The sequence below is a fragment of the Prauserella sediminis genome (assembly GCF_014195435.1).
GTDB classification, from domain to species: Bacteria; Actinomycetota; Actinomycetes; order Mycobacteriales; family Pseudonocardiaceae; genus Prauserella; species Prauserella salsuginis.
Genome location: NZ_JACIBS010000001.1, coordinates 2,576,757 through 2,601,339, shown reverse-complemented (window position 1 = coordinate 2,601,339; position 24,583 = coordinate 2,576,757). Strand labels below are relative to the sequence as shown.

The window sequence follows — 24,583 nt, the reverse complement described above, 5'->3', positions numbered from 1 at the left end:
CACAGCTCAGCAGCTGGCGTGAGGCCATGGCTCGCGGCAGTACGGCGACACCGGCTCCCGGCCGCCGGCCCTAGGGTGTGGTCATGCAGCTCTACGTAGTCGACTCCTTCACCGACACCGCCTTCCGTGGAAACCCGGCCGCCGTCGTGCTGCTCGACGAACCGGCCGACGAACACTGGATGCAGTCCGTGGCCGCGGAGATGAAGCACGCGGAGACGGCGTTCGTCGTCACCACGCAGGATCCGAAACCGCTGCGCTGGTTCACGCCCACGACCGAGGTGTCGCTGTGCGGCCACGCCACCCTGGCGACGGCCCACGTGCTGGGCGGCTCGCAGACGTTCGCGACCGCATCCGGCGAGCTGCGCTGCGCCCGGTCGGGGACGGGCATCGACATGCGCTTCCCCGCCGACCCGCCCACGAGGTTCGCCGACGTGGACGTCTCCCGCGCCTTGCCGTCGGTGCCGGTGACCGAGGTCCGCCGCAGCGCCGGGTTCCTGCTGGTCGTCAGCGACGACACCGCCGCCGTGCGCAGCTGCGAACCGGACTTCGACGTGCTGGCCGGCCTGCACCCGCATTCGGTGATCGTCACCGGCCCCTCCGACACCGACGGCGTCGACTTCGTCAGCCGCATGTTCGCCCCGGCCATCGGCATTCCGGAGGATCCCGTCACCGGATCGGCCCACTGCGTGCTGGCGCCGTACTGGGCCGAGCGCCTCGGCCGCGGCGAGCTCACCGGTGAACAGGCCTCTCCGCGCGGCGGCATCGTGCGCACCCGCCTCGACGGCGACCACGTCGTCCTGTCCGGCACCGCCGTCACCGTCGTCGAGGGAACTCTCGTCGCGTGACCGTGGGGTGACACCGCCCCTCCCCGGCTCGGCCGCCCCGGTGGGTGGCCGAGCCGGGGCCGGTTCCGAAAGACTGGCGACGTGACCGTACTGCTCAACCTGATCTGGCTCGTGTTCGCGGGCTTCTGGCTGGCGCTCGGATATCTGATCGCGGGGATCGTGTGCTGCATCCTCGTGGTGACGATCCCGTTCGGGCTCGCATCGCTGCGTATCGCCAGGTATGCGCTGTGGCCGTTCGGCCGCACGGTGACGGATCGCCGGGACGCGGGCGTGCCGTCGGTGCTCGGCAACGTGCTGTGGCTGCTGCTGGCCGGCTGGTGGATCGCACTCTGCCACCTCGTGACCGGGCTGCTGCTGTGCATCACGATCATCGGCATCCCGCTGGGTGTCGCGAACATCAAACTCGTTCCCGTCGCTCTCGTCCCGCTGGGCCGGGAGATCGTGCCGACGTAGAGGCGCCGCCGACGAGCCCGCGACGGCTTCGACGGCGCCCCCGAGCCGGGCGGCTCACATCCGCGTGGCGCCGTCCTTGATCGCCTCGCGGATCCGGAAGTACGTGCCGCAGCGGCACACGTTCCGGATTCCCTCGATGTCGGCATCGGTGAGTTCACGGCCCTCGTCGCGTGCCTTCCTGACCGTGGCGACCGCGGCCATGATCTGGCCGGGTTGGCAGTAGCCGCACTGCACGACATCGTGATCCAGCCACGCCTCCTGCATGGGGTGCAGGTCCGACTCGACGGTGTCGGCGAGCCCCTCGATCGTGGTGATCTCGTCGTCGGGGCCGACGTCGGAGACCTGGACCGAGCACGGGTTGAACGCCTTCCCGTTGATGTGGCAGGTACATGCCTTGCAGACGTTGATACCGCAGCCGTACTTCGGTCCGGTGACGCCGAGCAGGTCGCGGATCACCCAGAGCAGGCGGACATTGTCCTCGGTGTCGACGGTCACCGGTTTGCCGTTGAGCTTGAAGGTGTGTTCGGGCAACGTTGCCTCCTCAGTAGGCGTAGTCCAGGCCGTTGGTCGGCGACGGCGGCAGCGGCGGCTCGTGCGGGTACGGCTCGAACGGCAGTGGGTCGTTGTGGTTGATCGGGAAGTGCGTCGGCGTTTTTCCCGTGGCCGCGCGGTAGGCGCATGCCGTTGCGGCGAACGACGGCGCCACACCCATCTCACCCGCGCCAGCCGGGATCTCGCTCTCCTCGGCCGGCAGCACCACCGGAGTGAATTCGAACGGCAGATTCCACTGCCTGCAGTAGAAGAAGTTGTCCCAGCTGGCCTCGGCGATGCGGCCGTTGTTGAGATGCACGCTCGCCGTCAGTGCCTGCGCGAACCCGTCGATGAACCCGCCCTGCATCATCGCTTCCAGCCCGAGCGGGTTGATCACGATGTGACCGGGGATGGTGACGAGCACGCCGCGGGTCACGCGCGGCCCGGTGACGCCGTCGCGCACCTTCCGGTTGACGGTCTCGGGCCTGCAGTCGAGCTCGACGAAACACGCCATCGTCTGCTTGTACTCGTGGTGCAGCGCGATTCCGTGCCCGACTCCGCCCGGGGTCGACTTCCCGTACCCGCCGACCTCCGCGGCCTTGTCGAGCACCTTCAGCAGGCTCTCGTTCTTGACGTACTTCCGCCGGAAGTCGTACGGGTCCATGCCCATCTTCTCGGCGAGCTCGTCGACGAACAGCTCCCGCGTCGTGACGACGTCGGGCGAGTACACGTTGCGCGTGCTGCCGGTGTTGAACCCGCCGCGTGGACGGTTGTTCTCCGGTGACTGGTGCGTCTCGGTCAGCAGCGTCTTGGTGATTCCGAAGTTGTACAACGACGGGGTGGTCAACGCGAAGATCGCCTCGGAGACCGTGTAGCTCACGCCGGGCAGTTCCCTGGCGACGGTCGAGCTGACCGCGTCCCCGAGCCCGTGACTGAAATCCGTCCGCACGCTCGCGAGATGCTGCTCGAAGCTGACCACGTCGCCGTTGAACGACGCGCGGATCGTGCCGACCGACATCGGGTGGACCCGACCCTGCCTGCAGTCGTCGGCGCGGTGCCACATCAGCCTGACGGGCTTGCCGATCTTCTGCGAGATCTCCGCGGCCTCGAGCGCGGCGTCGTGGAACAGCGCGCGACCGAACGACCCACCGCCGGAGACCACGTGCACGGTCACCTGGTTGGTCGCCATGCCCAGCGCCTGGGCGATGTTCTGCTGAGCCGCGATCGGGATCTTCAGCGTCGACCAGATCTCCGCGCTGTCCGGCTTCACGTCGGCGATCGCGGCGTTGACACCGAGGGCACTGCCGTTGACGAAGGCGAACGTGAACTGCCGTTCCAGCGTCTTGGTCGCGGGTGTGGGAGGGATGACGGCCGGCGGCGTCGCGTCCTTGAGCTTCTGCTCGACCGTCGCATCGGACTCCCCGTCGACAGGCCCGGGGCTCCACTTCACGTCCAGCGCGTTGACCGCGTCGATGCACTGTCCGTAGGTCTCACCCCGCACGGCGACACCGCTGCTGATCGTCACGACGTCCGTGATGCCGGGCATCCGCCGGACCTGCTCGGCGTTCGTGACCGACTGCGGCGTGCCGTTGATCGTCGGCGGCCGGCACACCATGGTCGGCTTCGCGCCGGGGACGTCGAGGTCGGTGGTGAACTGCTTGCGCCCCGTCACCGCGTCCAGCGCGTCGATCCGCCGAGTCGGTTTGCCGACGATCGCGAAGTCGGACTCGGCTTTGAGGTTCGCCTCGACCTGTTTCGTCGAGTCGCTCGCGGCCTTGGTGGCCAGGTCGCCGTAGGAGACCGACCGGCCTGCCCGCGAGGTGATCACGCCGAGCTTCGAACTGAGGAAGTTCGCCTGTTCGCCGAGGACCAGACTCGCGGCCTCGAGGAGCTTGCCCTTCGCGATCGCGGCGGCCGTACGCACCGGGTAGTAGATGGAACTCACCGACGACGACCCGCCCGTGAGCTGGTTGGTCATCAACTCGGGCCGTGCGTCGGCGAGGGTGACGTGCACGTGGTCCAGCGGCAGGTCCATCTCCTCGGCGATGAGCATGGCGACCGTCGTGTTGATCCCCTGGCCGACCTCGGTGCGGTGCAGCTCGAAGTGCGCGTGGCCGTTCTCGTCGAGCGTGATCGTGATCAGGTTCGCCGTCGGCCGCGCCGCGTGCACGAGCGCGTCGGTGAGGTCGTAACTGTCGGCGAGCTGTGGGCTGGGAGGGACGCCCGCACCCGTCTCGGCCGCGTTCGCGGCGGGGGCACCGAACCCGGTCCCTCCGCCCAGCTCGGCCGCCGCCACCAGCGTCGGGGCAGCCAGCAGGTAGCCGAGGAAGCGGCGCCGACTGGTGGGTTCCTTGCTGAACGAGGTGTCGGGGGAGACGGCGTCCGGCTCTGCCGGGTCCGCGCGGTGGGCTGGCATGGAAGCTCCTCGACGGTGCGTGGTGGGATCATCTCCGTCAGTTGGGCTGACATGTTGCGCTCCCCCACGCGTCAGGCAATACCCCCGAGTTGGGGTGGCCGTTGACCGCTGACACCGCACGGCGGCGGAGATGCCGTGGTAGACGGGGGTACACGGCAGTTGTCGCCGAGCTGCCGGTCACGCTGTGCATTCACACGTTCCCCGGACAGGTGCCCCCGTACGGGTGTAATGGCCGGGTTCCTCCATTCGCGTATCCGCACCGGGCCGAATTGGCCGTTACACTCCTCCGACTGACGCCCAACGGCGTGGCAAGTGTCTTCGGCGCGGACGAACCCGCCGATCAGCCAACGGAGGACGGACACTATGGCCCACCTTCAGGCAGCCCCGGGTGTTCGCTTACGGCCCGACGACCGCGATGCATTCCGTGCGGAACTCCGGGTGGTGGCGAGCGACGACGGTTTCCCGGTCGCGTTCGGCGGCGAGGTGGCAGGCGGCCACCTCCGGTTGACCGACTTCGTCGGCACTCTGACCACCAGCATGAACAACCTCGACGTACGGGCGGGACGGGGCGTCGGCGGGCGGGTCGTCGCGTCGGGCAAACCGATCGGCGTCGTGGACTACACCTCCGACCGCTCCATCACCCACGACTACGACGGCCCCGTACAGGCCGAAGGACTGTCGGCGGTACTCGCCGTTCCGGTGCGGGTCGGCGGGACCTGCCGCGCGGTGCTCTACGGCGCCATCCGGCAGCGGGTGCCCGTCGGCGACAGGGCGAAGGACAAACTCGTCGGCGCCAGCAGGCGGCTGGCAGGCGAACTGGCCGTGCGGGACGAGGTGGACCGGCGGGTGGCCATGGCCGAGACCATCACGGCCACGCGCGGTGTCGACGTGTCCGATACGGCCAGCCTCGAGGAACTGCGTTCGGTGCATTCCGAGCTGTGCGCGATCGCCGGTTCGACGCAGGATCCCGGGCTGCAACACCGGATGTACGCCGTGGCGAAGCGACTCGCCGACCTGCGTTCGGGCACCACCCAACCTCCCGTGAACGCAGCGCTGTCCCGGCGCGAGACCGACGTGCTGGCGCAGATCGCGCTGGGCTGCACCAACGCCGACACGGCGGCACGGCTGTCGCTGGCACCCGAGACCGTGAAGGCCTATCTGCGTTCGGCGATGCGCAAACTCGGCGCGCACACCCGCCACGAGGCGGTCGTCCGCGCGCGTTCGTCGTGGTTACTTCCGTGACTGCCGCTGCCGTCCCGCCGCGCCGCGCAGGGCTCGGTGTCAGCGCGCCACGACGACGTCGGCGACGACGGGACGGTGATCCGATGCGGTCGCCGCGAGATCCGTCGCGGGCACGCGGGCACCACGGACACCTACCTCCCCGGACACCGCGGCGTAGTCGATCCGCTTCTCCGGGGACTCCGCGGGATACGTGAACCCGTCGCCTGCTCCCGCCTCGGCGAACCCGTCGTCCAGTTCGGTCCACAGTGGATCGAGTTCCGCCGCGTCGGGTGCGGTGTTGAAATCCCCGAGTAGCACGCGCGGTGCGCCCTCGTCGGCGGCGAGGACATCGAGGGTTTCGGCCACCTGCCGCTCGCGGATCGACGGGTCGCCGCGGTAGTCGAGGTGCGTCGAGTAGACGTGCACGAGCGAGCCACGAGCACGGACCACGACCTCGGCGAATCCCGGCATCGGCTGCGGCCCCGCATCCGGGTCCTGTGTGGACAACCGGGTCAGATCGTGGTTGGTGAACTCCGCGATCGGGAAGCGCGACAGCACGGCGGTGCCGTACTCCCGGCGCGGCTTTCCGCGATCGGGCGGTTCGAACGAGTAGATCGGCGCGAACCGTGCGTGCATGTGGAGTTTGCGTGCGAGCTCGTCGACCACGGAGCGGTACTCGCTGCGATCGCCCCAGTGCCGGTCGACCTCCTGCAGCGCGACGACGTCGGCGCCGGTCGCCGCGATGGCGGTCGCCGTGCGGTCGAGGTCGAAGTTCCCGTCGGTGCCGATTCCGGCATGGATGTTGTAGGACGCGACGGTGAGCGCGACCGGCGGCGGGGCCGCCGACGCTTCGGGGCCCGCCAGCGCTGCGGTGAGCAGTGTGGCGGCGGCGACGGTGGCGATCCGCTTCATCGGGCGCTCCTGGGCTCGGACGATGATCCGCCCGGGAGCGTATGCCGCCCAGCCCACGCCGCCAACCACGAACGCGTGAACACCCCAACCACGCTTCGTAACACCGAATGTGCCCCCAAGGGCACCTTGGTTGCATTGAGTGCAACCAAGGTGCCCTCGGGGGCATCGACCGCCTACACCCGTTCAGCCCGGTTGTCAGTCTTCGGGCACGTACGGCAACGGGACGACGAGACAGGGGCCGCCGGCGAACAGGCCGGCGTCGATCCCGAGCACCCGGCCGCCCGCGTACAGATACGGCTGCTCGATGTCGACCGGATGGATGCCGAGCTGATCGGCGATCACGCTGTGCCCGTGCACGATCCGTTCCCCGCCGAGCTCGTCGAGCAGGGCCCGCGCCGCATCCTGGCCGTGCGGGCCGCGGAACGCGTACCGCGTGGTCATTCGCCGCCACACGTCCCACCACCGCGACAGGTCGTCGCCCGCCAGCACGTCGTGAACCGTCTCGTTGATCTTGTCGATCGACGAGCCCCACTCGAGGTATTCGAGGGTGTCGGAGTGCATCAGCAGATGGTCGCCGTCGCAGGCGAGCATCGGCCGCGTGGCCAGCCATTCGACGAGCTCGTCGGTCAGCCCGTCCTGGTCGGCCTCGCAGCCGCCGTTGATCTCCCAGCTGCGGGCGAAACTCCGCGGGCCGAAATCGGACGGCACGTCCTCGTCGCCGAACCGGTGGACACCGAGCAGCAGGATCTCGTGGTTGCCGAGGAGTGTCTCGACGCGTCCGCCCGCATCCGCGGCCTGCCGTTGCAGCTCGCGGACCAGCTTGATGGCACCGATCCCGTCGGGTCCGCGGTCGACGAAGTCGCCCAGGAACCACAGTGTCGCGGTGCCGCCCGACCAGTCGTCGGCGTCGTCGATGAGGCCTCGCTCGCGCAGCGCATCGGCCAGCTCGTCGCGGTGCCCGTGCACATCACCGACGACGAACATGTCCCCGTCCATCACCCCTCGACTTTACGCCCTCCGAACCGCGACGGTTGCGGCTGCTGCCCCTGCGGCGTCGGGAGCGCCCGAGTGGATCAGGCGGCTCCGAACGGGTCTGCGGTGCGGCCCACGAGGTCGGCGATCGTGTCGACGATCAGCGTCGGTTTGAACGGGTACCGGTCGGCTGATTCGCGGCTCGAGATCCCGGACAGCACGAGCACGGTCTTCAGTCCGGCCTCGATGCCCGAGTGCACGTCGGTGTCCATGCGGTCGCCGATCATGATCGTGTGCTCCGAGTGCGCGCCGAGCGAGCGCAGGGCGGACCGCATCATCAGCGGGTTCGGCTTGCCCACGTAGTACGGCGACTTGCCGGTGGCGCGTTCGATCAGCGCGGCGATCGACCCGGTGGCGGGCAGCACCCCCTCGCGGCTCGGCCCGGTCGGGTCGGGGTTGGTGGCGATGAAGCGGGCACCGCGCTCGATCAGCCGGATGGCGCGCGTGATGGCGGTGAAGCTGTAGGTCCGCGTCTCCCCGAGCACGACGTAGTCGGGGTCGGTCTCGGTGAGGATGTATCCGGCCTCGTGCAACGCGGTGGTCAGACCGGCCTCGCCGATGACGAAAGCCGACCCGCCGGGACGCTGTTCCTGGAGGAACTTCGCCGTCGCGAGCGCCGAGGTCCAGATCGCCGACTCCGGCACGTCCAGACCGCTGTGCAGCAGCCGCGCCCGCAGGTCGCGCGGGGTGTAGATGGAGTTGTTGGTCAGCACCAGGAAATCCACGCCGGCAGAGCGCAGCTCGGCGAGGAAGTCATCGGCGCCGGGCACGAGGTGTTCCTCGTGCACGAGCACGCCGTCCATGTCGGTGAGGTACGTCCAGGGAGCGTTCGACGAGGCCATGCGCCCACCTTAGGGCTCGGCGGCGCGGAACGGGGACGGTGACTCCACGGCGGCGTGTACCGCGACCGACGCGGCCTTCACCTCCAGCCGCACGGCCGACCCCGGTTCCAGGCCGAGCTCTGCGACCGAGGCGGGGGTCAGATCGGCCGCGATCCCCGCGGCGACGCCGCCGTCACCTGCGGTGCGGAGGCGGATCACCGCACCGTGCGGTTCGAGCGAGGCGACCCGCGCGTCGACGACGTTGCGCGGGCTGCCCGTGTGCGGGGCGTGCGCCGGATGCACGGCGACCGCCCCCGGGGCGAACACCGCCACGGCAGGTTCACCCGCTGCGCAGTCGTCGGAGCGGACGCCCGCGACGAACCGTCCGTCCGAGGCGTGGAGCCCGTCGGCGGCGGCCACGCCGGGGACGAGGTTCAGGCCGGCGATCCGCGCGGTGAACGGCGTGCGCGGCGCGGCCAGCACCTCCTTGGCCGGTCCGCGCTCCACGATGCGCCCGGCGTCGAGGACCACGACGTCGTCGGCCAGCGCCAGCGCGTCGAGCGGGTCGTGGGTGACCAGCACGGCGCAACGGTCACGTTCCGACACCGCTCCGGACCGGTCATCCGCCGCGCCGCTGCGCCGCAGCACACGCCGCAGCAGTCCGCGGACGGCGGGCGCCGCGTCGACGTCGAGTGCCGACAGCGGTTCGTCGAGCAACAGCGCCCGCGGCCTGCCCGCCAGGGCGCGGGCGATCGCCACGCGCTGCGCCTGACCCCCGGAAAGCTGGGCGGGTTTGCGCCCGGCGAGTTCGACGGCGTCCACCTCTCTGATCCACGCGCGCGCCTGCGCGCGTGCGCGCGTGCGCGTGGAGCCCTGGGACCGCGGCCCGAAGGCGACGTTCTCCGCCACGGTCAGGTGCGGCAGCAGCAGCGGGTCCTGGGCGAGCAGGCCGATCCCACGGTCGTGAACCGGCACCTGCACGCCGGGCACGCTGCTCAGCGTGCGCTCGCCGAGCGTCACGGTCCCGCGGTCCGGCACCAGCAGCCCGGCCAGGCACTGCAACAGCGTCGACTTGCCGGACCCGTTCGGCCCGAGCACCGCCAGCACGCCGCCACCGGGCACGTCGAACGCCACGTCGAGGGTGAACCGGCCCCGCGTCGCCGCCACGTCCACGTGCAGGCTCATCGGTCGAACGCCTTCGGCCTGGCCACCGCGATGACCACGACGGCGACGACGATCAGCAGCAACGCCAGCGCCACGGCACTGTCGACGTCGGCCTGCGCCTGCGCGTACACCTCGAGCGGCAAGGTCCGCGTCACCCCTTCCAGACTTCCTGCGAACGTGATCGTGGCGCCGAACTCGCCCAGTGCCCGGGCGAAACTCAGCACCACACCGGAACCGAGTGCGGGCAGCAACAGCGGCAGCGTCACGCGGCGGAACACGGTCCACGGGCGCGCGCCGAGCGTCGCGGCCACGAGTTCGTATCGCTGCCCGCCCCCGCGCAGCGCACCTTCGAGGCTGACGACGAGGAACGGCATCGCCACGAACGTCTGCGCGATCACCACGGCCGTCGTCGTGAACGGCACGCTGACGCCGGCAACGACGTCGAGCAGGTAGCCGAGGAAGCCGTTGCGGCCGAGCAGGAACAGCAGTGCCAGGCCGCCCACGACGGGTGGCAGCACGAGCGGCAGCAGCACCACGGCCCGCACGAGCCGCACACCGCGGCCGCGCGCCCTTGCCAGCACCACGGCCAGTGGCACTCCGAGCACGACGCACGCGATCGTCGACAGCAAGGCCGTGACCAGCGACAGCCGCAGCGCGCTCAGGGCGGCGTCCGACGTCAGCAGCTGCGGCAGGCGGGTGTAGTCGGTCCGGACGAGCAGGCCCACGACCGGCAGCACGACCAGCGCGAGCGCGAGGCCCGCGGGAATCCACAGCACCCACGGCAACCCGGGATTCCGGTTGCGGCTCCGGCGCAGGCGGACCATGCGGCCGGAGGGCACGGCCCCGCCCGGCCCCGTGCCGCCGTGACGTGCCGTACCTCCGGCACCCCCCGTGTCGCCGCCTCCCGTGTCGCCGCTTCCCATGTCGCCGCGGCGCAGGCCGTCACGGGGTGCCAAAACCGGCCTTCGACAGCACACGGCGACCGTCCTCGCCGAGGACCAGGTCGCGGAACTCGGCGGCGAGCTCGGGCTCGGCCGCACGGCCGGTGACCGCGATGGGGTACCGGTTCGCCGCGCGGGACGCCTCGGGAACGGGAACCTCGTCGAGCTTCCCGTCCGCGGCCCGGACATCCGTCGTGTACACGAGCCCGGCGTCGGCCTCTCCGGTGACGATCTTGTTGAGCACGTCCTTGACGTCCTGTTCCTCGCTGGCGGGGCGGAGCGTCGTCCCGGTGAGCTCCGCCAGCCGCCCGGCCGCTGCGCCGCACGGCACCTGCGGCTGGCACACCACCACGGTCGCGTCGCCGCCCGCCAGGTCGCCGAAGTCCTCGATACCGGCCGGGTTGCCGGACGGCACCGCGATCGTGAGGCGGTTGGTCGCGAACGGTTCCGGTTCGCCGGCCATGTCACTCGCGGCGTCGGCCATCACCGCTTCGTTCGCGGACGCGAACACGTCGGCCGGCGCGCCCTCCGCGATCTGACTGGCGAGCGTCGACGAGCCCGCGAGGTTGAGGCGGACGTCGACGTCGGAGTGTCGCTGTTCGAACGCCCGCTCCAGCTCACCGAACGGTTCGGTGAGCGATGCGGCCGCGAAGACGTTCAGCGTGCGGCCCTCCGAACCGCACGCGACCGTGGCGGCGATCAGCAGGCAGGCCAGCACGACCGCACCTGCCCGCCGGGCGTTTCGCCCCGTCTGCCGGACGCCCGGCCGCATCATCGGTCGCCTCGCGGCGTCTCGACGATCACCTGCGTCGCCTTCACGACGGTCACCGCGAGCTCGCCCGGTTTCAGGCCCAGTTCCCGGACCGCCTCCGCACTCATCAGCGACACCACGCGGTGCGGCCCGCACTGCACCTCGACCTGTGCCATGACCCCGTCGGCGACGACCTCGGTGACGAGGCCGACGAACCGGTTCCGCGCCGACCTGCCGATCTCGGTCGGATCGGCCGACTCGGCCGTCCGGTCCTCCTCCGACGACTTCACCGCCTGCCGCCTCGCGAACGCCGCCAGCTCCGCGCCGTCGACCACTTTGCGGCCCGCAGCGTCCTCGCCCGCCTCGAGCTGGCCGACCCGCACCCACCTGCGGACCGTGTCGTCGCTGACGCCCAACAACCTCGCCGCATCGGAGAACCGAAAATGCGTCATGAATCGAACGTTATCGCCGCATCTGCGAATTGACCATGAGCGAGCGGCGAACCGGTACCAATTCGGTGCCTTCGCGATCTCACGCACTGTCGGTCCCCGGCACTAGGGTGAGTGGTGATGGCAGCGGAATCGGCGGCAGGCCACGCAACAGGCCACGGCCACAGCACCGGCGGCACGGGGAACGCGGTGAACCTCGGCACGCCGGCGGTACCCGGCGCGCGCTCGTCCGGCCCGGCCGCGACGACCCCACGCCCCGACAATCCGGCGCTGATCGACACCTTCGGCAGGGTCGCCACCGACCTGCGCGTGTCGCTGACCGACAAGTGCAACCTGCGGTGCAGCTACTGCATGCCGGCCGAAGGTCTCGAATGGATGCCCGGCGACCAGGTCCTCAGCGACGACGAGCTCGTCCGCCTCATGGACATCGCCGTCGGCAGACTCGGCGTCACCGACATCCGCCTCACCGGCGGCGAACCACTGCTGCGGCCGCACCTCGAAGACCTGGTCGCGAGGATCACCTCGCTCGAACCGCGCCCGCGGCTGTCGATGACGACGAACGGCATCGGCTTCGCCAAGCGCGCCGAGGCGTTCGCCGAAGCGGGTCTCGACCGGATCAACGTCTCGCTCGACTCCGTCGACCCGGAGACGTTCGAGCGCATCACCCGCCGCGACCGGCTGCGCCACGTACTCGACGGGCTCGCCGCCGCTCGCGACGCAGGCCTGGAACCGGTCAAGATCAACGCCGTGCTCATCCGCGGCGAGAACGACCACGAAGCGACGTCGCTACTGCGGTTCGCACTGGAGAACGGCTACCGCCTGCGCTTCATCGAGCAGATGCCGCTCGACGCACAGCACGGCTGGGACCGCACGAACATGATCACCGCGACCGAGATCCTCGACCTGCTCTCCACGGAGTTCACGCTCACGCCGAGCCCCGCCGAACGCGGCGGCGCGCCCGCAGAACGCTGGCTGGTCGACGGCGGACCTGCCGAGGTCGGCGTCATCCCCTCGGTGACGCGGCCCTTCTGCGCCGCCTGTGAACGCACCCGGCTGACCGCCGACGGCGCCGTCCGCTCCTGCCTGTTCAGCAACGACGAGACCGACCTGCGGATGCTGCTGCGCGGCGGCGCGAGCGACGAGGACATCGCCAACGTCTGGCGCGACACGATGTGGGGCAAGCTCGCCGGGCACGAGATCAACGAGGCCGGGTTCGCACAACCGCTCCGGCCGATGAGTTCGATCGGAGGCTGACCGGGTGCCGGTTGCCGTGACGACAGTGCGCGTGCGGTACTTCGCGTCCGCGCGCGCCGCAGCAGGAGTCGAGTCCGAAGCCCTGGAGCTGCCCGCCGGGGCCACGGTGGCCGACGCGGTCGCCGCGCTGCGCACCCGGCACCCCGGCTCGCTGCCGCGGATTCTCGACGCCGCGAGCTTCCTCGTCGACGGCGTCGCGGTCCGCGACGCCGAGCGGCCACTGCCGGCCGAGGGCGAGCTCGACGTGCTGCCACCGTTCGCGGGCGGCTGACCCCACCGGAACGCTCCAGCAGTCGCGCCATCCCCGCGGGCGCCCCAGTCACTGCATGCTCCGCGGACCCGCGCGTGCGCGCGGGTCCGGGACGCCCGGCCCCTGAACTGCCCGGCCCCCAGAGCCACTGGGTCGTTGAGTGTCGCCGAGTGCCGGTCGCCGGGTGCCCGGCCGCTGAGTCCCTGCGGCGGTGCCAGCCCGGGACTATTGCGGGACCGCGCGTGGTTGGGGGACCGCGTGGTTGGGGGACCGCTGGGTTGCGGCACCGGTCGCGGCTTGGACCACCGCGTGCCGCTGAGCGGTCGAGCGCCCGAGCGACATCGACCGAGCATGCAAGCGAGCCGTTGAGCGACTGAACAACTCCAACAGCTGAACGGCAGAACCGCTGAGTGGCGCTGAGACCGACCGAGATGACACCCGGCGCCCAGCCCTCCAGGGCGGAGCGAGTTCCGCTCACACCGCCACCCAATCGGCACAGCCACCGTTCACATCGGCCGAACCGGCGTCCCGGCACCGGCCCGTTCGTCGCAGGTGGTCGTGTCCCGGTCGCTGCCACCGGGGCGTCTCGCGGCGACCGGATGCCGTCCCGTTGCTTCCCCCGTGGTCGAACCAGTGTGCGTGACGGCAGGTCGTCCGGACCTTTCTGCGGTGTCGAACACCCCGCACCGTTCGGGTGATTCGTCCGGACCGGGAGCCGTGGCGTCGGACCCACGTACAGCCGGTCCGGACGACACTCGCAGCCCGGAGGACCGGTCTGCAGGTGGCAGGGGCCGGCATGTCCGGACCATCGCCGCATCGGTGTTACCCGCGAGTTCGCCCGGCGGCCACACGGCGGATCGACTACGGCAACACGGACCTGTCAGCGCTAGTTCACAGCCGCACCAGGCGTCCGATTCGTCGGTTTGAACCACTGCGAAGTGGCCTGCACGAACGGTCCATTCACGCCGAAATGACGTGACACAAGCCTCACGAAGAGTGAAAGATCTCGGAACGGAAACGGCGCCATAACGGCCCACTGACCTGCAATGACGGTGTCATCGCAAAAGGTTGCACGCCGTTACTGTGACCTAGGACACATACTCGAAAATTTCCGATCGGCGTTCTCGTTACGTACCGTCGCATCTCGGTTGGCCCCGACCGACCACGAGCAAGACCGGGATTCCGACGCGCCGAGCCCAGTCCGCGGAGTCCCGGACCCGACCCCGAGCGAAAGAACTTCTGGACTGGGACGAGAGGGAACGGAGCCGAACCCGCGGCACGTGCCGGCATCCCGAAAGCCGGCCAGGCTGTTACGGCCTGCCCTGCTCCACGTACGGCGCGGAAGGCGAGACCGAGTCGAAAATGGCTTATCGAGGCAAGCACCGTAAGTCCTCCACCGCTTCGCGCACCATGGCCCGGGTCGCTGTCGCGGGCCTGGCCGTGGGCGCCCCCCTGGCACTGGCTGCGACCCCCGCGCAGGCCCAGAGCGTGAACTGGGACGCCATCGCCGAGTGCGAGAGTGGCGGCGACTGGAGCATCAACACCGGCAACGGCTACTACGGCGGCCTGCAGTTCTCCCAGAGCACCTGGGAGGCCTACGGCGGCAGCGGCAACCCGGCGAACGCCTCGCGTTCCGAGCAGATCTCCGTCGCCGAGCGCGTGCTCGACGGCCAGGGCATCGGCGCGTGGCCGGTGTGCGGCGCTCAGGCCGGCTCCACCGGCAGCTACGAGAGCTCCAACACCGAGGGCTCCGCCCCGGCCCCGGCCCCGGCCGAGGAGACGGCCGAGGCCCCGGCTCCGGAGCCGGCTCCGGAGCCCGCCCCGGCCCCGGTCGCCAAGTCCAACCCGGACGGCGACTACAAGGTCAAGAAGGGCGACACGCTCAGCAAGATCGCCAAGAAGCAGGACGTCAAGGGCGGTTACCAGAAGCTCCTCGAGCTCAACGAGGGCTTCATCGACAACCCGGACTTCATCGTGGTCGACCAGAAGATCGCCACCAAGTGATCGACTGACTCCGGCCGCGTTTCCGCAAGGCGCGGGTTGCTGAGCGGAGTCGGCTACCGGCACCGCTCAGCAACGTAGGGCCCCACCGTGTCCCCCGGACGGTGGGGCCCTACGCATGTCGGAGACCTTATCGAGCAATTCGCGTGATGCGAATGTCAGCGGGCGCACTCCCACGGACGGAGCAACCGCGTGCGGCATGCGCGTGCGGCGATCGCAGCCGCACCGCGCCGGGCGCCGGGCGATTCAGACGGGCCAGACGGGTCAGGGGCTGTTGACCCACTCGTCGGTGCCGTCGGTGAACCACTGGTGCTTCCACACCGGCAGTCGCGCCTTGACCTCGTCGACCAGATCCGAGCAGGTTGCGAAGGCCTCACCGCGGTGTTCGGCCGCGACGGCACACGCCAGCGCCACGTCGCCGATCTCCAGCGAACCGATGCGATGGCTGACGGCGACGGCCCGAACCCCGCCACGGCGGTTCGCCACGTCGGCGACGACCTCCGCGACGACCGACGGCGCCGACGGGTGGCCCTCGTAGTACAGCGACGACACGGTGCGTCCTCCGTCGTGGTCGCGCACCACGCCACTGAAGGTCACGACCGCCCCGGCCGCGTCATCGCCCACGAGCTCGGCGTGTTCGTCGACCGACAGCGGCTCCTCGGTGACGTCGGCCCGGAGGATCCGCACCCCGGAACCGGCCTGCTCGCCGCCCTCGTCACCACTCCGCGCGTGATGACCGCTCCGCGCGTCACCGCGGGCTTCGGCACCGTCCCGCACATGGTCACCGTCCCGCACATGGTCGCCGCCCCGGAGCTGGTCGACCGCATGATCCAGCACCGGCTCGAGCACGCCGAGCCCGTCCTTCACCCCGCCGGTCGATCCGGGCAGGTTCACGATCAGCGTCCGGCCGGCCACCCCGGCCAGCCCACGCGACAGCATCGCCGTGGGCACGGCGTCGCCGCCCGCGGCCCGCACCGCATCCGCCAGCCCCGGCACCTCGCGGTCCAGCACCACGGCCGTCGCCTCGGGCGTGCGGTCGGTCGGCGAGATACCGGTACCACCGGTGGTGAGGACGACGTCGACCCCGTCGGCGACACAGTCGCGCAGCGCACGTTCGACCGGCTCGCCGTCGCCGACCACGATCGGATCGGGCGTTGCGTAGCCGCGCGAGGTCAGCCACTCCGCGATCAACGGACCGGTTCTGTCCTCGTACACCCCGGCCGCCGCACGGTTCGACGCGACGACGATCCTGGCCTCTCCGCTCATCACTCACCACCGGCCTGCACGTCGACGCCGCGGTCGGCGTCCTGTCGGTCGACGCCGTATTGGTCGACGCCGTGTTGGTCAACGCCGTGTTGGTCAACGCCCTGTTCCCCGGCGGCCTTCTCGTCGGTGGCCCGGGTGCGCTGATCGCCACGGGCCTCGCCACGCCGCCAGCTGCCGCTCTTGCCACCGTCCTTCGCCTCGAGGCGGACGTCGTCGAGCGTCGCCTCCGGATCGACGGCCTTGATCATGTCGTGCAGCGCGAGGCCGGCGACGGTCACCGCCGTGAGCGCCTCCATCTCGACGCCCGTCCGGTCGCTGGTGCGGGCCATCCCTTCGATGCGCACCGCCGCGTCCTCGAGCTCGAAACTCACGTCGACCTTCGTCAACGCGATCTGGTGGCACAGCGGGATGAGTTCGGGCGTCTTCTTCGCCCCCATCACACCCGCGATCCGGGCGGTGGCCAGTGCGTCGCCCTTCGGCAAGCCACCTCCCGAGATCAGGCCGACGACCTCCGCGGTCGTGCGCACCCGGCCGCTGGCGACGGCCGTTCGCGCGGTGACGTCCTTGGCGGACACGTCGACCATCCGGGCGTTGCCCGACTCGTCGACGTGGCTGAGTTCCCTCGCTGGCTGGCTCACACCGTCGAGGCTACTTCGCCTGCTTCTCCCCCGTCGCCTGCACCGCCGTGGACTTGACGGCTTCCGCCACCGCGGGGGCGACGGCGTTGTCGAACACGCTCGGCACGATGAACGACGCGTTGAGCCGGTCGTCGACGACGTCGGCGACGGCGTTGGCCGCTGCGAGGAGCATCTCGTCGTCGATGTCGCGTGCGTGGGCGTCGAGCAGACCGCGGAACACGCCGGGGAACGCCAGCACGTTGTTGATCTGGTTCGGGTAGTCGCTGCGGCCGGTGGCGACGACGGCGGCGTGCTGCTGCGCCTCGAGCGGGTCGATCTCCGGATCCGGGTTGGCGAGCGCGAACACCACGGGGTCGTCGTTCATCGTCGCGACCTGCTCCGCACCGAACAGGTTCGGGGCGGACACCCCGATGAACACGTCGGCGCCGGCCAGTGCGTCGTGCAGCGTGCCCGTCATACCGTCGGCGTTGGTGTGCTCGGCGACCCACTGCAGGTTGGGGTCCATGTTCTCGCGTCCGGTGTGGACGATGCCGTCGATGTCGACCGCGATCACGTCGGCCGGATCACGGCGCAGCAGCAGCCGGATGATCGCCGACCCGGCCGCCCCGACGCCGCTCACCACGACCCGGCAGTTCTCGATGTTCTTCTCGACCACCCGGAGGGCGTTGCGCAGCGCGGCCATCACGACGATGGCGGTGCCGTGCTGGTCGTCGTGGAACACGGGGATGTCGAGCTGTTCGCGCAGGCGAGCCTCGATCTCGAAGCAGCGCGGCGCGGCGATGTCCTCGAGATTGATGCCCGCGTAGACCGGCGCGAGGGCGCGCACGGTGCGGATGATCTCCTCGGTGTCCTGCGTGTCCAGGCACACGGGCCAGGCGTCGACGTCGGCGAACTTCTTGAACAGCGCCGCCTTTCCTTCCATGACGGGAAGTGCGGCGCCGGGGCCGATGTTGCCCAGCCCGAGGACCGCCGAACCGTCGGTGACGACGGCGACGGTGTTGCGCTTGATCGTCAGCCTGCGCGCGTCCTCGGGGTTGGCCGCGATCGCCTGGCAGACGCGCGCGACGCCCGGGGTGTAGGCACGCGAGAGATCGTCACGATTCTTCAACGCGACCTTGGGGCTGACCTCGAGTTTGCCGCCGAGGTGCATGAGGAACGTGCGGTCGGAGATCTTGCGCACCTTGACGCCGGGCAGTGCGTTCAGGGCACTCGTGATGTCCTCGGCGTGGTCGGCCGAAGCGACGTTGGCCGTGATGTCGACGACGATGGCCTCGGCATCCGAACCGACGACGTCGAACGCCGTCAGCACCCCGCCGACCTTTCCCACCGCGGTCGTCAGATCCCCGGCCGCGCTGGCCGACGGCGGTGCGTCGACTCGAACGGTGATCGAATAACCCGGGCCGGGAACCGGCATTGTCACTACCCCCGTGTCGTCAGGGAACTGCAGGATTCACCTGACAACACTAGCCGCGTGGCGGGCGTCACCGGCTCCCGACCGGGTGACTGACCGGTAACTTCGCGCTGCTCAGCGTGCGGCGCGAGGCCGGCTTCAGGAGCGCTTGTTGATCTCGGTCTGCGGGTGCTCGTACGGCACCGAGTCGAGCGGGAACGACACGTCCCCGAACGGAGAGAGCGCGCCCTGCCGGTCGGCGGCGAGTTCCGACACGGGGTGGCCGTCGTCGACCTCCGGCCATTCCGGGTCGATCCGGTCGTTCTTCCGCTCGTTGGCCTTCGCCACGTCGTCCTCCATCGCCTCGGTCCGCGGATGTGCCCGCGCGTGGGCACAGCGCAGGCCTTTCGACTCCAGCACAGTGTGCCCGATGCCGGAACCCGGGAGATATCCTGGTCACGATGCCCGCCCTCGCTCTCGCGGACTGGTTGCGCTCGCTGCCGGACGACCGAATGGCCTCGTTGCTGCGCGCTCGCCGGGACCTGGCGACGCCCCCGCCGTCCGACTCGACCGTCCTCGCGACCCGAGCGGGCACGCCGGGCTCGATCGCCAGGGCCTGTGAACAGCTCGACTCGGCGACACTGGCCACCTACGAGGGCCTCGTCGTGGCGGGTGCCGACACCGAACCGGTCACGCCGGAGCGGCTGGCCGAGTTGCTGGGCGACGAGCCCGTACCCGCCGGACTGTTCGAGCTGGCGCTGGCGTGGGACGACCCCGACACCGGCGAGATCCAGATCCCACCGGGCGCGCGGGAGACGTTCGGCCCGTTCCCCGCGGGTCTCGGCGATTCGGTGCCCTCGCTGGCCGGTACCGACCTCGACGCGCTGAACCTCGGCGATGACGAGCGCGCATTGCTGCGGAAGCTGTCCGCGGGCCCGCCGATCGGCCGCACGCGCGACGCCGCCGCCGACGTGCCGTTGGAGCTCGCCGAGACGCCGGTGCAGAAACTGCTCGCGCGTGGGCTGCTGATCCGCCGCGACGAATCGACCGTCGAGCTGCCCCGGGAACTCGGGCTGGCCCTGCGCGGCGGGTCGATCCACCGGGAGGGCGAGCTCGCCGAACCGGACCTGCCCGTCCACCCGCACGGCCAGTCCACTGTGGACGAGGCAGGTGCCGGCGAGGCGATGGAGCTGCTGCGGCATGCGGAGACGCTGTTGCGCACGTGGTCTGACACGCCGTCCCCGGTGCTGAAGTCCGGTGGGCTCGGCGTGCGCGAGATCAAGCGGCTCGCACGCGACGTGGACGTCGACGAGACCCGGCTGGCGCTGCTCGCCGAGCTCGTGGCCGGTGCGGGCCTCGTCGCGGCGAGCGACGACGCCACGCCGGAATGGGTACCGACCACGCTGACGGATTCGTGGTTGTCGTCGCCGCCGGCGATCAGGTGGATGACGCTCGCGCAGGCGTGGTTGGACCTGCCCCGACTACCGGGGCTGGCCGGACAGCGGGACGAGAAGGACAAGGCGTTGGCGGCGCTGTCGGAGGAACTGCGCAGGCCGAACGCGCCGATGCTGCGCAGGCGGGCCCTGACCACGCTGTCGGAGTTGTCGGGCGGCGCGGGCGTGAAGAGCGTCGACGAGCTCGTCAATTACCTCGCCTGGCACGCGCCGCGCAAGGGCGGACGGCTCCGCGACGACATCACCCGCGCCACGATGTCCGAGGGCGCCGCGCTCGGCATGGTGGCGCTCGGCGCGATCACCTCGGCCGCGGCGGCCCTGCTCGACGACGACGCGCACACCGCGGCGAGCGCCATGGCCGACGCGATGCCCACGCCGGTCGAGGAGGTCCTCGTCCAGGCCGATCTGACCGTCGTGGCCCCCGGTCCGCTCGAGGCGGACCTGGCCGCCGAGATCACCGCGGTCGCCGACGTCGAATCGGCGGGTCACGCGACCGTCTACCGCGTCACCGAGGCATCCGTCCGGCGGGCCCTCGACACCGGCCGCACGGCCGACGACCTGCACGAACTGTTCCGTACCCGCTCCGCGACGCCCGTGCCGCAGGGGCTGACGTATCTGATCGACGACGTCGCCCGCCGCCACGGCCGACTCCGCGGCGGTGCGGCGGCATCGTTCCTGCGCTGCGACGACGAAGTGCTCATCGCCGAGGTGATGGCGCATTCCGTGGCCGCCGACCACGACCTGCGCAAGATCGCCCCGACCGTGCTCGTTAGTCCGTATCCGCTGGCCGAACTGCTCGATGCACTGCGCGGCGCCGGTTTCACCCCGGCTGCCGAGGGCCCCGACGGGCGCATCCTCGACCTGCGTCCCAGCGGACGGCGGATACCGGCCAGGAACCGGCCCACCCAGCGCACCGCACACGCACCGGCGCCGATCAGCGAGGACCAGGTCTCGGCCGTGCTGGCGCACATCCGCGCGGGCGATCGTGCGGCGACGACGCGGCGCGGCACGACCGTTCGCCTTCCTGCGGGCGGCGGGGCGGACACGTCGGCCACGATGGCGCTGCTGGCGCAGGCCACGCGCGAGCAGCGCGAGGTGTGGATCGGGTTCGTCGACTCCCACGGCACGGCTACCCAGCGCATCGTCACCCCGGTGCGGGTCGGCGGCGGCATCCTCGAAGGCTCGGACAACGAGCGCTATCCGCTGCACCGGATCACCTCGGCCGCCCTCGTCGAAGCCTGAGCGCAGGCGCGTCGGCGCGTCAGGGAGAGCAGGGCCGCGTTGGGGAGGGGCAGAGCGACGGGAGTGACAGTCGCGGGTCAGAGGGCCTTGAGGCCCTCCAGGATGCGCTCCATGAAGGCCTGCGAGGAGCGGTCGCCCGTCACCATGCCCGGCCGCTGGATCGACACCGCGCCGGCGTCGGCCAGGTCGGAGACGATCACCTTCACCACGCCCAGCGGCAGGCGCGCGTACGCGGCGATCTCGGCGATCGACTTGACCTCCTCGGCGCACAGGTCGCAGATGAACCGCTGCACCGTCGAGGCGACCGCACCGGACGCGATCGCACCGGCGACGTCGCCGGCCGACACCAGCGACTCGAGCTGAAGGTCGGTGGCCGGAGCGACCCGTCCGCCGGTACGTGCGTACGGGCGGACCAGCGACCGGTGCATCCGCCGTGGCCCCGCGGGCCGCGAGGCGCCGCGGCCGCGTCCCTCCGGCATGTCCGCCCGTGAGGCGGGCGGGAAGGACGGCGACGACGAGCTCCGCCGCGGTGCCGGCGGCCGCGACTCGGGCGGGAACTGCTCGGGTGGGAACTGCTCGGGTGGGAACTGCTCCGGCGGGAACGATGCGGACGGATCCTCCGGAGGGAACTGCTCCGGAGGGAACTGCTCCGAGGGAAACCGCTCGGCCGGAAAGGAACCGGGCGGCTGCTGCGGGGGCGGAAACCGCTCCGCGGAGTGGCGGCCCGAGGGAGATCGTCCCGGCGGGAGCTGCCGCGGCAGGCTGCCGAGGTCGAACCGATCCGGCGAGTCGTGCTCCCGCTGGCCGCCCTGGTGCAGCGCGTCCCAGTCGGACGGGTCCCATTCGTGCGTCGGCGTCACCGGGCCCCACCACCGCTGTGCAGCAGTCGGCCACCGTCCTGGCCGAGCCGGTCGGCCAGGACCGCCATCTCGTAGGCGAGCACGCCGATATCGGTCGCCGGGGCCGCCAGCGCCGCCAGGCAGGACCCTTCGCCGACCGACATGAGGAACAGATAACCGCGATCCATTTCGACCACAGTCTGATTGACGCGGCCACCGTTGAACGACTCCGCCGCGCCGCGTGTGAGCGACACCAGCCCCGAGGCGACGGCCGACAGCTGGTCGGCCCTGTCACGCGGTAGCCCGTCGGAGGCCGACAGCAACATCCCGTCGGCGGACACGACGATCGCGTGGGCCGCGCCGGAGACCCGGCGCACGAAGTCGGTGAGGAGACCGCCGACGTCGCCGCGGGGCCCGGGATCGGTCACTGTCCCTCCTTCGCACGCGCACATCGGCTCGGGCGTCAGAGTATTAGGCGCCCGAAGCGGGTTCGACCTCGAGGTCCCCGGTCACGCGCGGTTTCACCTGAGCGGCGGCATCCGGCGATACGCGGAGTCCTGCCCCGCGCACGTCACCCCGTACCCGAGAAGTGACGACATCGCTCGAATCGGCCGTCGGCAAGCACCGCGGCCGGAACCGCTGAGCAGGCCGGCTACACGTTCGGCGTAGCTCAGCCTGCCTGAAGGGCGGAGTCGTGGGCGATCGCGTGCTGCACGACCGAGATCAGCACCTGTTTGGCCGAGTCCCGCTGGCGTGCGTCGCAGGCCATGATCGGAACCGAAGGGGAGATCGTCAGTGCGTGCCGGACGTCCTCGATCGAGTGGTGCAGCAGCCGGTCGAAGCAGTTGATGGCCACGATGTACGGCAGCTTGCGGTTCTCGAAGAAGTCGATCGACGGGAACGCGTCGGCCAGCCGCCGCGTGTCGACCAGCACGACCGCGCCGATGGCGCCCTTCGCCAGGTCGTCCCACATGAACCAGAACCGGTGCTGGCCCGGCGTGCCGAAGACGTAGAGCACCAGGTCGGAGTCGAGCGAGATCCGGCCGAAGTCCATGGCGACCGTCGTGGTCGCCTTCTGCGGCGTCGCGGACAGGTCGTCCACGGACACACTCGCCTCGGTCATCGACGCCTCGGTCGTCAGCGGGTCGATCTCCGACACCGCACCGACCAGAGTCGTCTTCCCGACGCCGAAACCACCCGCGACCACGATCTTCGTCGAGGACGTGGGTCCTCCAGCGGCAGGCGCAGGTGTGTCGGAATCAAATTCGCCGAAGGCCACTGAGAACCCTTTCCATGAATTCGATACTGGGCCGGTCGCCCACCATGGTGTTCGTGTTCGGGGAGTGCACCAGCACCAGCCCCAGACCGGCAACGTCACCAACCAGAACCCGCACCACACCGAGCGGCATCTTCAGCAGGGCGGCCACCTCGGCGACCGACCTGGTGTCGAGGCAGAGCCCGCAGATGTGCTTGTGCTCCGGTACCCGCACCCCGTCGAGCCGCCTGCCCTGTTCCGACGTCGAGATCAGGGTCTCGATCGCGAGGTCCTGGCTCGGCCGGGTGCGGCCTTTCGTACGAAAGTACGGTCGGACCAGCCCGGAACTCTCGGACGGTGTTTCCTCTGGCACCGGTCCGGAACCTCCCAGGTCGATCCGCTGCGGTCCGAACGTGTCGCCCGACGGCTGACGGGGTACGGGTGAGGGGCGGAACCCGTCGTCCACCGGCGGGAACCGGCCGGTGCCGAAGTCACCGGTGCGCCACTCGCCCGTGTCGTAGCCGTCGCGGCGGAGCTCGTCATCGTAGCGGTCGAAATCACGGGCGAACTCATTGCGCCCGCTGAGCGAGTTCTCCGCGTACGGCACGTGATAGCCGCTGCTGAAATCCGGGTGCTCACGTTCGGGTGAGCCGCTGCGGTGCGGCACGTCGTGTGAGCCGTACAGCTCCGAGCCCGGCCCGCCGAGCAGCCGTTCCCGGTATTCGGAGACGCTGAAGTCGGCGGGATCGCCGCCCGAGTCCTCGTCCGACTGGTACAGCCAGTCGCTGCCGCGGTCCACCCGTTTGCTGGGTCTGATCGGCCGCCACGCCTCGTCGGCGCGACCGTCCTGCTCGTCCGGCGGACCGGGCTGTTGCCCCCGGTCCCACCGTCGATCACCTCGTGAGTGCCCGGAATCCACGGCGGTCTCCTCAGTGTGTGCTCACTGTCGGTGGATACATCATCGGCAACCTTGCGCCAAGTCCTCGTGACGGTGAGCTCACCGGCGGGTGCTGCCCTGCAGCTGGGCACGCAGTTCCGGGGTCATCTGCTGGCCGACGCGGTCGACCAGCAGGGTCATCTCGTACACGACCAGACCGATGTCGCTGTCCGGTGCGCCGAGCACGGCGAGACAGGAGCCGTCGGAGACCGACATCAGGAACAGGAAGCCGTTGGCCATCTCGACGACGGTCTGGGCCACCGGCCCGCCCTCGAAGACCTGCGCGGCGCCCCGAGCCAGCGACGTCAACCCCGACGCCACCGCGGCCAGCTGGTCGGCACGGTCCTTCGGCAGGCCCTTCGAGGACGCCAGCAGCAGCCCGTCCGCGGACACGACCACGGAATGTGCGACCCCGGGAACCCGGTGCACGAAGTCGGTGATGAGCCAGGCGAAGCTCCCGGCCTGGCCGGAGTTGCCCTGCCGGGGCGTACCCGGCTGCATCGAACCAGCGCGTGTCAACT

24 protein-coding genes and 1 pseudogene are annotated in these 24,583 nt (G+C 70.5%); 7 read left to right on the top strand and 18 right to left on the bottom strand.

What is annotated here, in order from left to right; genetic code table 11:
• Positions 1–83: 83 nt before the first annotated feature.
• Both FB384_RS11880 and FB384_RS11875 read left to right on the top strand, forming a co-directional pair.
• Positions 84–845, top strand: a complete 762-nt coding sequence (locus tag FB384_RS11880; RefSeq protein WP_183782682.1) for a PhzF family phenazine biosynthesis protein — start codon at positions 84–86, stop codon at positions 843–845.
• Between the two features lie 81 nt (positions 846–926).
• Positions 927–1,298, top strand: coding sequence for a YccF domain-containing protein (locus tag FB384_RS11875; protein WP_183782680.1), 372 nt, complete (start codon positions 927–929; stop codon positions 1,296–1,298).
• Between the two features lie 54 nt (positions 1,299–1,352).
• Here the strand turns inward: FB384_RS11875 and FB384_RS11870 are convergent, their stop codons facing one another.
• Together FB384_RS11870 and FB384_RS11865 are read right to left on the bottom strand one after the other, a co-directional pair.
• The gene (locus FB384_RS11870) at positions 1,353–1,829 is read right to left on the bottom strand and encodes a (2Fe-2S)-binding protein (protein WP_183782678.1); all 477 of its coding nucleotides are present in this window, start codon (positions 1,827–1,829) and stop codon (positions 1,353–1,355) included.
• Positions 1,830–1,839: 10 nt separating this feature from the next.
• Positions 1,840–4,245, bottom strand: coding sequence for a molybdopterin cofactor-binding domain-containing protein (locus tag FB384_RS11865; RefSeq protein WP_183782675.1), 2,406 nt, complete (start codon positions 4,243–4,245; stop codon positions 1,840–1,842).
• 438 nt (positions 4,246–4,683) lie between these two features.
• On the opposite strand from FB384_RS11865, the gene FB384_RS11860 reads away from it, so the two are divergent.
• Positions 4,684–5,487 carry a helix-turn-helix transcriptional regulator gene (locus FB384_RS11860; protein WP_323985204.1) on the top strand — a complete coding sequence of 268 codons (804 nt, stop codon included), beginning with the start codon at positions 4,684–4,686 and terminating at the stop codon, positions 5,485–5,487.
• A 39-nt stretch (positions 5,488–5,526) separates the two neighbouring features.
• On the opposite strand, the gene FB384_RS11855 is transcribed toward FB384_RS11860, so the two are convergent.
• The 7 genes from FB384_RS11855 to FB384_RS11825 all read right to left on the bottom strand — a co-directional run bounded on the left by FB384_RS11855 (position 5,527) and on the right by FB384_RS11825 (position 11,539).
• Positions 5,527–6,378 (bottom strand): endonuclease/exonuclease/phosphatase family protein, encoded by an 852-nt coding sequence (locus tag FB384_RS11855; RefSeq protein WP_183782671.1) that lies wholly within the window; start codon positions 6,376–6,378, stop codon positions 5,527–5,529.
• A gap of 195 nt (positions 6,379–6,573) precedes the next feature.
• Positions 6,574–7,374, bottom strand: coding sequence for a metallophosphoesterase (locus FB384_RS11850; RefSeq protein WP_183785388.1), 801 nt, complete (start codon positions 7,372–7,374; stop codon positions 6,574–6,576).
• A 77-nt stretch (positions 7,375–7,451) separates the two neighbouring features.
• A complete protein-coding gene (locus FB384_RS11845; protein WP_228726010.1) occupies positions 7,452–8,252 on the bottom strand; it encodes an HAD-IIA family hydrolase in 801 nt (266 codons plus the stop codon).
• A gap of 9 nt (positions 8,253–8,261) precedes the next feature.
• Positions 8,262–9,416: a sulfate/molybdate ABC transporter ATP-binding protein gene (locus tag FB384_RS11840; RefSeq protein ID WP_183782669.1), complete on the bottom strand. Its 1,155-nt coding sequence runs from the start codon at positions 9,414–9,416 to the stop codon at positions 8,262–8,264.
• Positions 9,413–10,219 (bottom strand): ABC transporter permease, encoded by an 807-nt coding sequence (locus FB384_RS11835; protein WP_183782667.1) that lies wholly within the window; start codon positions 10,217–10,219, stop codon positions 9,413–9,415. Before FB384_RS11835 ends, FB384_RS11840 begins: the two co-directional genes overlap by 4 nt.
• A 118-nt stretch (positions 10,220–10,337) precedes the next feature.
• Positions 10,338–11,054 carry a molybdate ABC transporter substrate-binding protein gene (gene modA / locus FB384_RS11830; RefSeq protein ID WP_407676080.1) on the bottom strand — a complete coding sequence of 239 codons (717 nt, stop codon included), beginning with the start codon at positions 11,052–11,054 and terminating at the stop codon, positions 10,338–10,340.
• Between the two features lie 53 nt (positions 11,055–11,107).
• Complete coding sequence (locus FB384_RS11825; protein ID WP_183782665.1) at positions 11,108–11,539, bottom strand: TOBE domain-containing protein; 432 nt, start codon at positions 11,537–11,539, stop codon at positions 11,108–11,110.
• 114 nt (positions 11,540–11,653) lie between these two features.
• On the opposite strand from FB384_RS11825, the gene moaA reads away from it, so the two are divergent.
• The 3 genes from moaA to FB384_RS11810 all read left to right on the top strand — a co-directional run bounded on the left by moaA (position 11,654) and on the right by FB384_RS11810 (position 15,044).
• A complete protein-coding gene (gene moaA / locus FB384_RS11820) occupies positions 11,654–12,790 on the top strand; it encodes a GTP 3',8-cyclase MoaA (protein WP_407676079.1) in 1,137 nt (378 codons plus the stop codon).
• 16 nt (positions 12,791–12,806) lie between these two features.
• Entirely contained in the window at positions 12,807–13,061 is a 255-nt protein-coding gene (locus FB384_RS11815; RefSeq protein ID WP_258937137.1) for a MoaD/ThiS family protein, read from the top strand.
• A 1,341-nt stretch (positions 13,062–14,402) separates the two neighbouring features.
• Positions 14,403–15,044 carry a transglycosylase family protein gene (locus FB384_RS11810; RefSeq protein WP_183782659.1) on the top strand — a complete coding sequence of 214 codons (642 nt, stop codon included), beginning with the start codon at positions 14,403–14,405 and terminating at the stop codon, positions 15,042–15,044.
• Positions 15,045–15,305: 261 nt separating this feature from the next.
• Here FB384_RS11810 and FB384_RS11805 read toward each other — a convergent pair whose 3' ends face one another.
• From FB384_RS11805 to FB384_RS11790, 4 genes and pseudogenes are all read right to left on the bottom strand, one after another.
• Entirely contained in the window at positions 15,306–16,307 is a 1,002-nt protein-coding gene (locus tag FB384_RS11805; protein WP_183782657.1) for a molybdenum cofactor biosynthesis protein MoaE, read from the bottom strand.
• Positions 16,308–16,459: 152 nt separating this feature from the next.
• Positions 16,460–16,945, bottom strand: a pseudogene (moaC, locus tag FB384_RS11800) (cyclic pyranopterin monophosphate synthase MoaC); the annotation flags it as partial.
• A 10-nt stretch (positions 16,946–16,955) separates the two neighbouring features.
• Positions 16,956–18,359 (bottom strand): NAD-dependent malic enzyme, encoded by a 1,404-nt coding sequence (locus tag FB384_RS11795; protein ID WP_183782653.1) that lies wholly within the window; start codon positions 18,357–18,359, stop codon positions 16,956–16,958.
• Positions 18,360–18,494: 135 nt separating this feature from the next.
• Entirely contained in the window at positions 18,495–18,695 is a 201-nt protein-coding gene (locus tag FB384_RS11790; RefSeq protein WP_183785382.1) for a hypothetical protein, read from the bottom strand.
• A 101-nt stretch (positions 18,696–18,796) separates the two neighbouring features.
• On the opposite strand from FB384_RS11790, the gene FB384_RS11785 reads away from it, so the two are divergent.
• Complete coding sequence (locus tag FB384_RS11785; protein ID WP_183782651.1) at positions 18,797–21,031, top strand: helicase-associated domain-containing protein; 2,235 nt, start codon at positions 18,797–18,799, stop codon at positions 21,029–21,031.
• 77 nt (positions 21,032–21,108) lie between these two features.
• On the opposite strand, the gene FB384_RS26850 is transcribed toward FB384_RS11785, so the two are convergent.
• The 5 genes from FB384_RS26850 to FB384_RS11760 all read right to left on the bottom strand — a co-directional run bounded on the left by FB384_RS26850 (position 21,109) and on the right by FB384_RS11760 (position 24,581).
• Positions 21,109–21,891, bottom strand: a complete 783-nt coding sequence (locus FB384_RS26850; protein WP_323985203.1) for a DUF742 domain-containing protein — start codon at positions 21,889–21,891, stop codon at positions 21,109–21,111.
• The gene (locus FB384_RS11775) at positions 21,888–22,322 is read right to left on the bottom strand and encodes a roadblock/LC7 domain-containing protein (protein ID WP_183782649.1); all 435 of its coding nucleotides are present in this window, start codon (positions 22,320–22,322) and stop codon (positions 21,888–21,890) included. The genes FB384_RS26850 and FB384_RS11775 overlap by 4 nt, the downstream gene beginning before the upstream one ends.
• Before the next feature lie 218 nt (positions 22,323–22,540).
• Positions 22,541–23,149, bottom strand: a complete 609-nt coding sequence (locus tag FB384_RS11770) for a GTP-binding protein (RefSeq protein ID WP_183782647.1) — start codon at positions 23,147–23,149, stop codon at positions 22,541–22,543.
• Entirely contained in the window at positions 23,130–23,942 is an 813-nt protein-coding gene (locus FB384_RS11765; protein WP_372497745.1) for a DUF742 domain-containing protein, read from the bottom strand. Before FB384_RS11765 ends, FB384_RS11770 begins: the two co-directional genes overlap by 20 nt.
• Before the next feature lie 180 nt (positions 23,943–24,122).
• Positions 24,123–24,581 (bottom strand): roadblock/LC7 domain-containing protein, encoded by a 459-nt coding sequence (locus FB384_RS11760; protein ID WP_183649300.1) that lies wholly within the window; start codon positions 24,579–24,581, stop codon positions 24,123–24,125.
• Positions 24,582–24,583: the final 2 nt, after the last annotated feature.

Bases quoted from the DNA above. Each gene is read 5' to 3' on its own strand.
- FB384_RS11880 (WP_183782682.1), top strand. From the start codon at position 84: ATGCAGCTCTACGTAGTCGACTCCTTCACCGACACCGCCTTCCGTGGA.
- FB384_RS11865 (WP_183782675.1), bottom strand. From the start codon at position 4,245: ATGCCAGCCCACCGCGCGGACCCGGCAGAGCCGGACGCCGTCTCCCCC.
- FB384_RS11855 (WP_183782671.1), bottom strand. From the start codon at position 6,378: ATGAAGCGGATCGCCACCGTCGCCGCCGCCACACTGCTCACCGCAGCG.
- FB384_RS11850 (WP_183785388.1), bottom strand. From the start codon at position 7,374: ATGGACGGGGACATGTTCGTCGTCGGTGATGTGCACGGGCACCGCGAC.
- FB384_RS11845 (WP_228726010.1), bottom strand. From the start codon at position 8,252: ATGGCCTCGTCGAACGCTCCCTGGACGTACCTCACCGACATGGACGGC.
- FB384_RS11840 (WP_183782669.1), bottom strand. From the start codon at position 9,416: ATGAGCCTGCACGTGGACGTGGCGGCGACGCGGGGCCGGTTCACCCTC.
- FB384_RS11835 (WP_183782667.1), bottom strand. From the start codon at position 10,219: ATGGTCCGCCTGCGCCGGAGCCGCAACCGGAATCCCGGGTTGCCGTGG.
- FB384_RS11825 (WP_183782665.1), bottom strand. From the start codon at position 11,539: ATGACGCATTTTCGGTTCTCCGATGCGGCGAGGTTGTTGGGCGTCAGC.
- FB384_RS11810 (WP_183782659.1), top strand. From the start codon at position 14,403: ATGGCTTATCGAGGCAAGCACCGTAAGTCCTCCACCGCTTCGCGCACC.
- FB384_RS11805 (WP_183782657.1), bottom strand. From the start codon at position 16,307: ATGAGCGGAGAGGCCAGGATCGTCGTCGCGTCGAACCGTGCGGCGGCC.
- FB384_RS11795 (WP_183782653.1), bottom strand. From the start codon at position 18,359: ATGCCGGTTCCCGGCCCGGGTTATTCGATCACCGTTCGAGTCGACGCA.
- FB384_RS11790 (WP_183785382.1), bottom strand. From the start codon at position 18,695: ATGGAGGACGACGTGGCGAAGGCCAACGAGCGGAAGAACGACCGGATC.
- FB384_RS11785 (WP_183782651.1), top strand. From the start codon at position 18,797: ATGCCCGCCCTCGCTCTCGCGGACTGGTTGCGCTCGCTGCCGGACGAC.
- FB384_RS11775 (WP_183782649.1), bottom strand. From the start codon at position 22,322: ATGTGCGCGTGCGAAGGAGGGACAGTGACCGATCCCGGGCCCCGCGGC.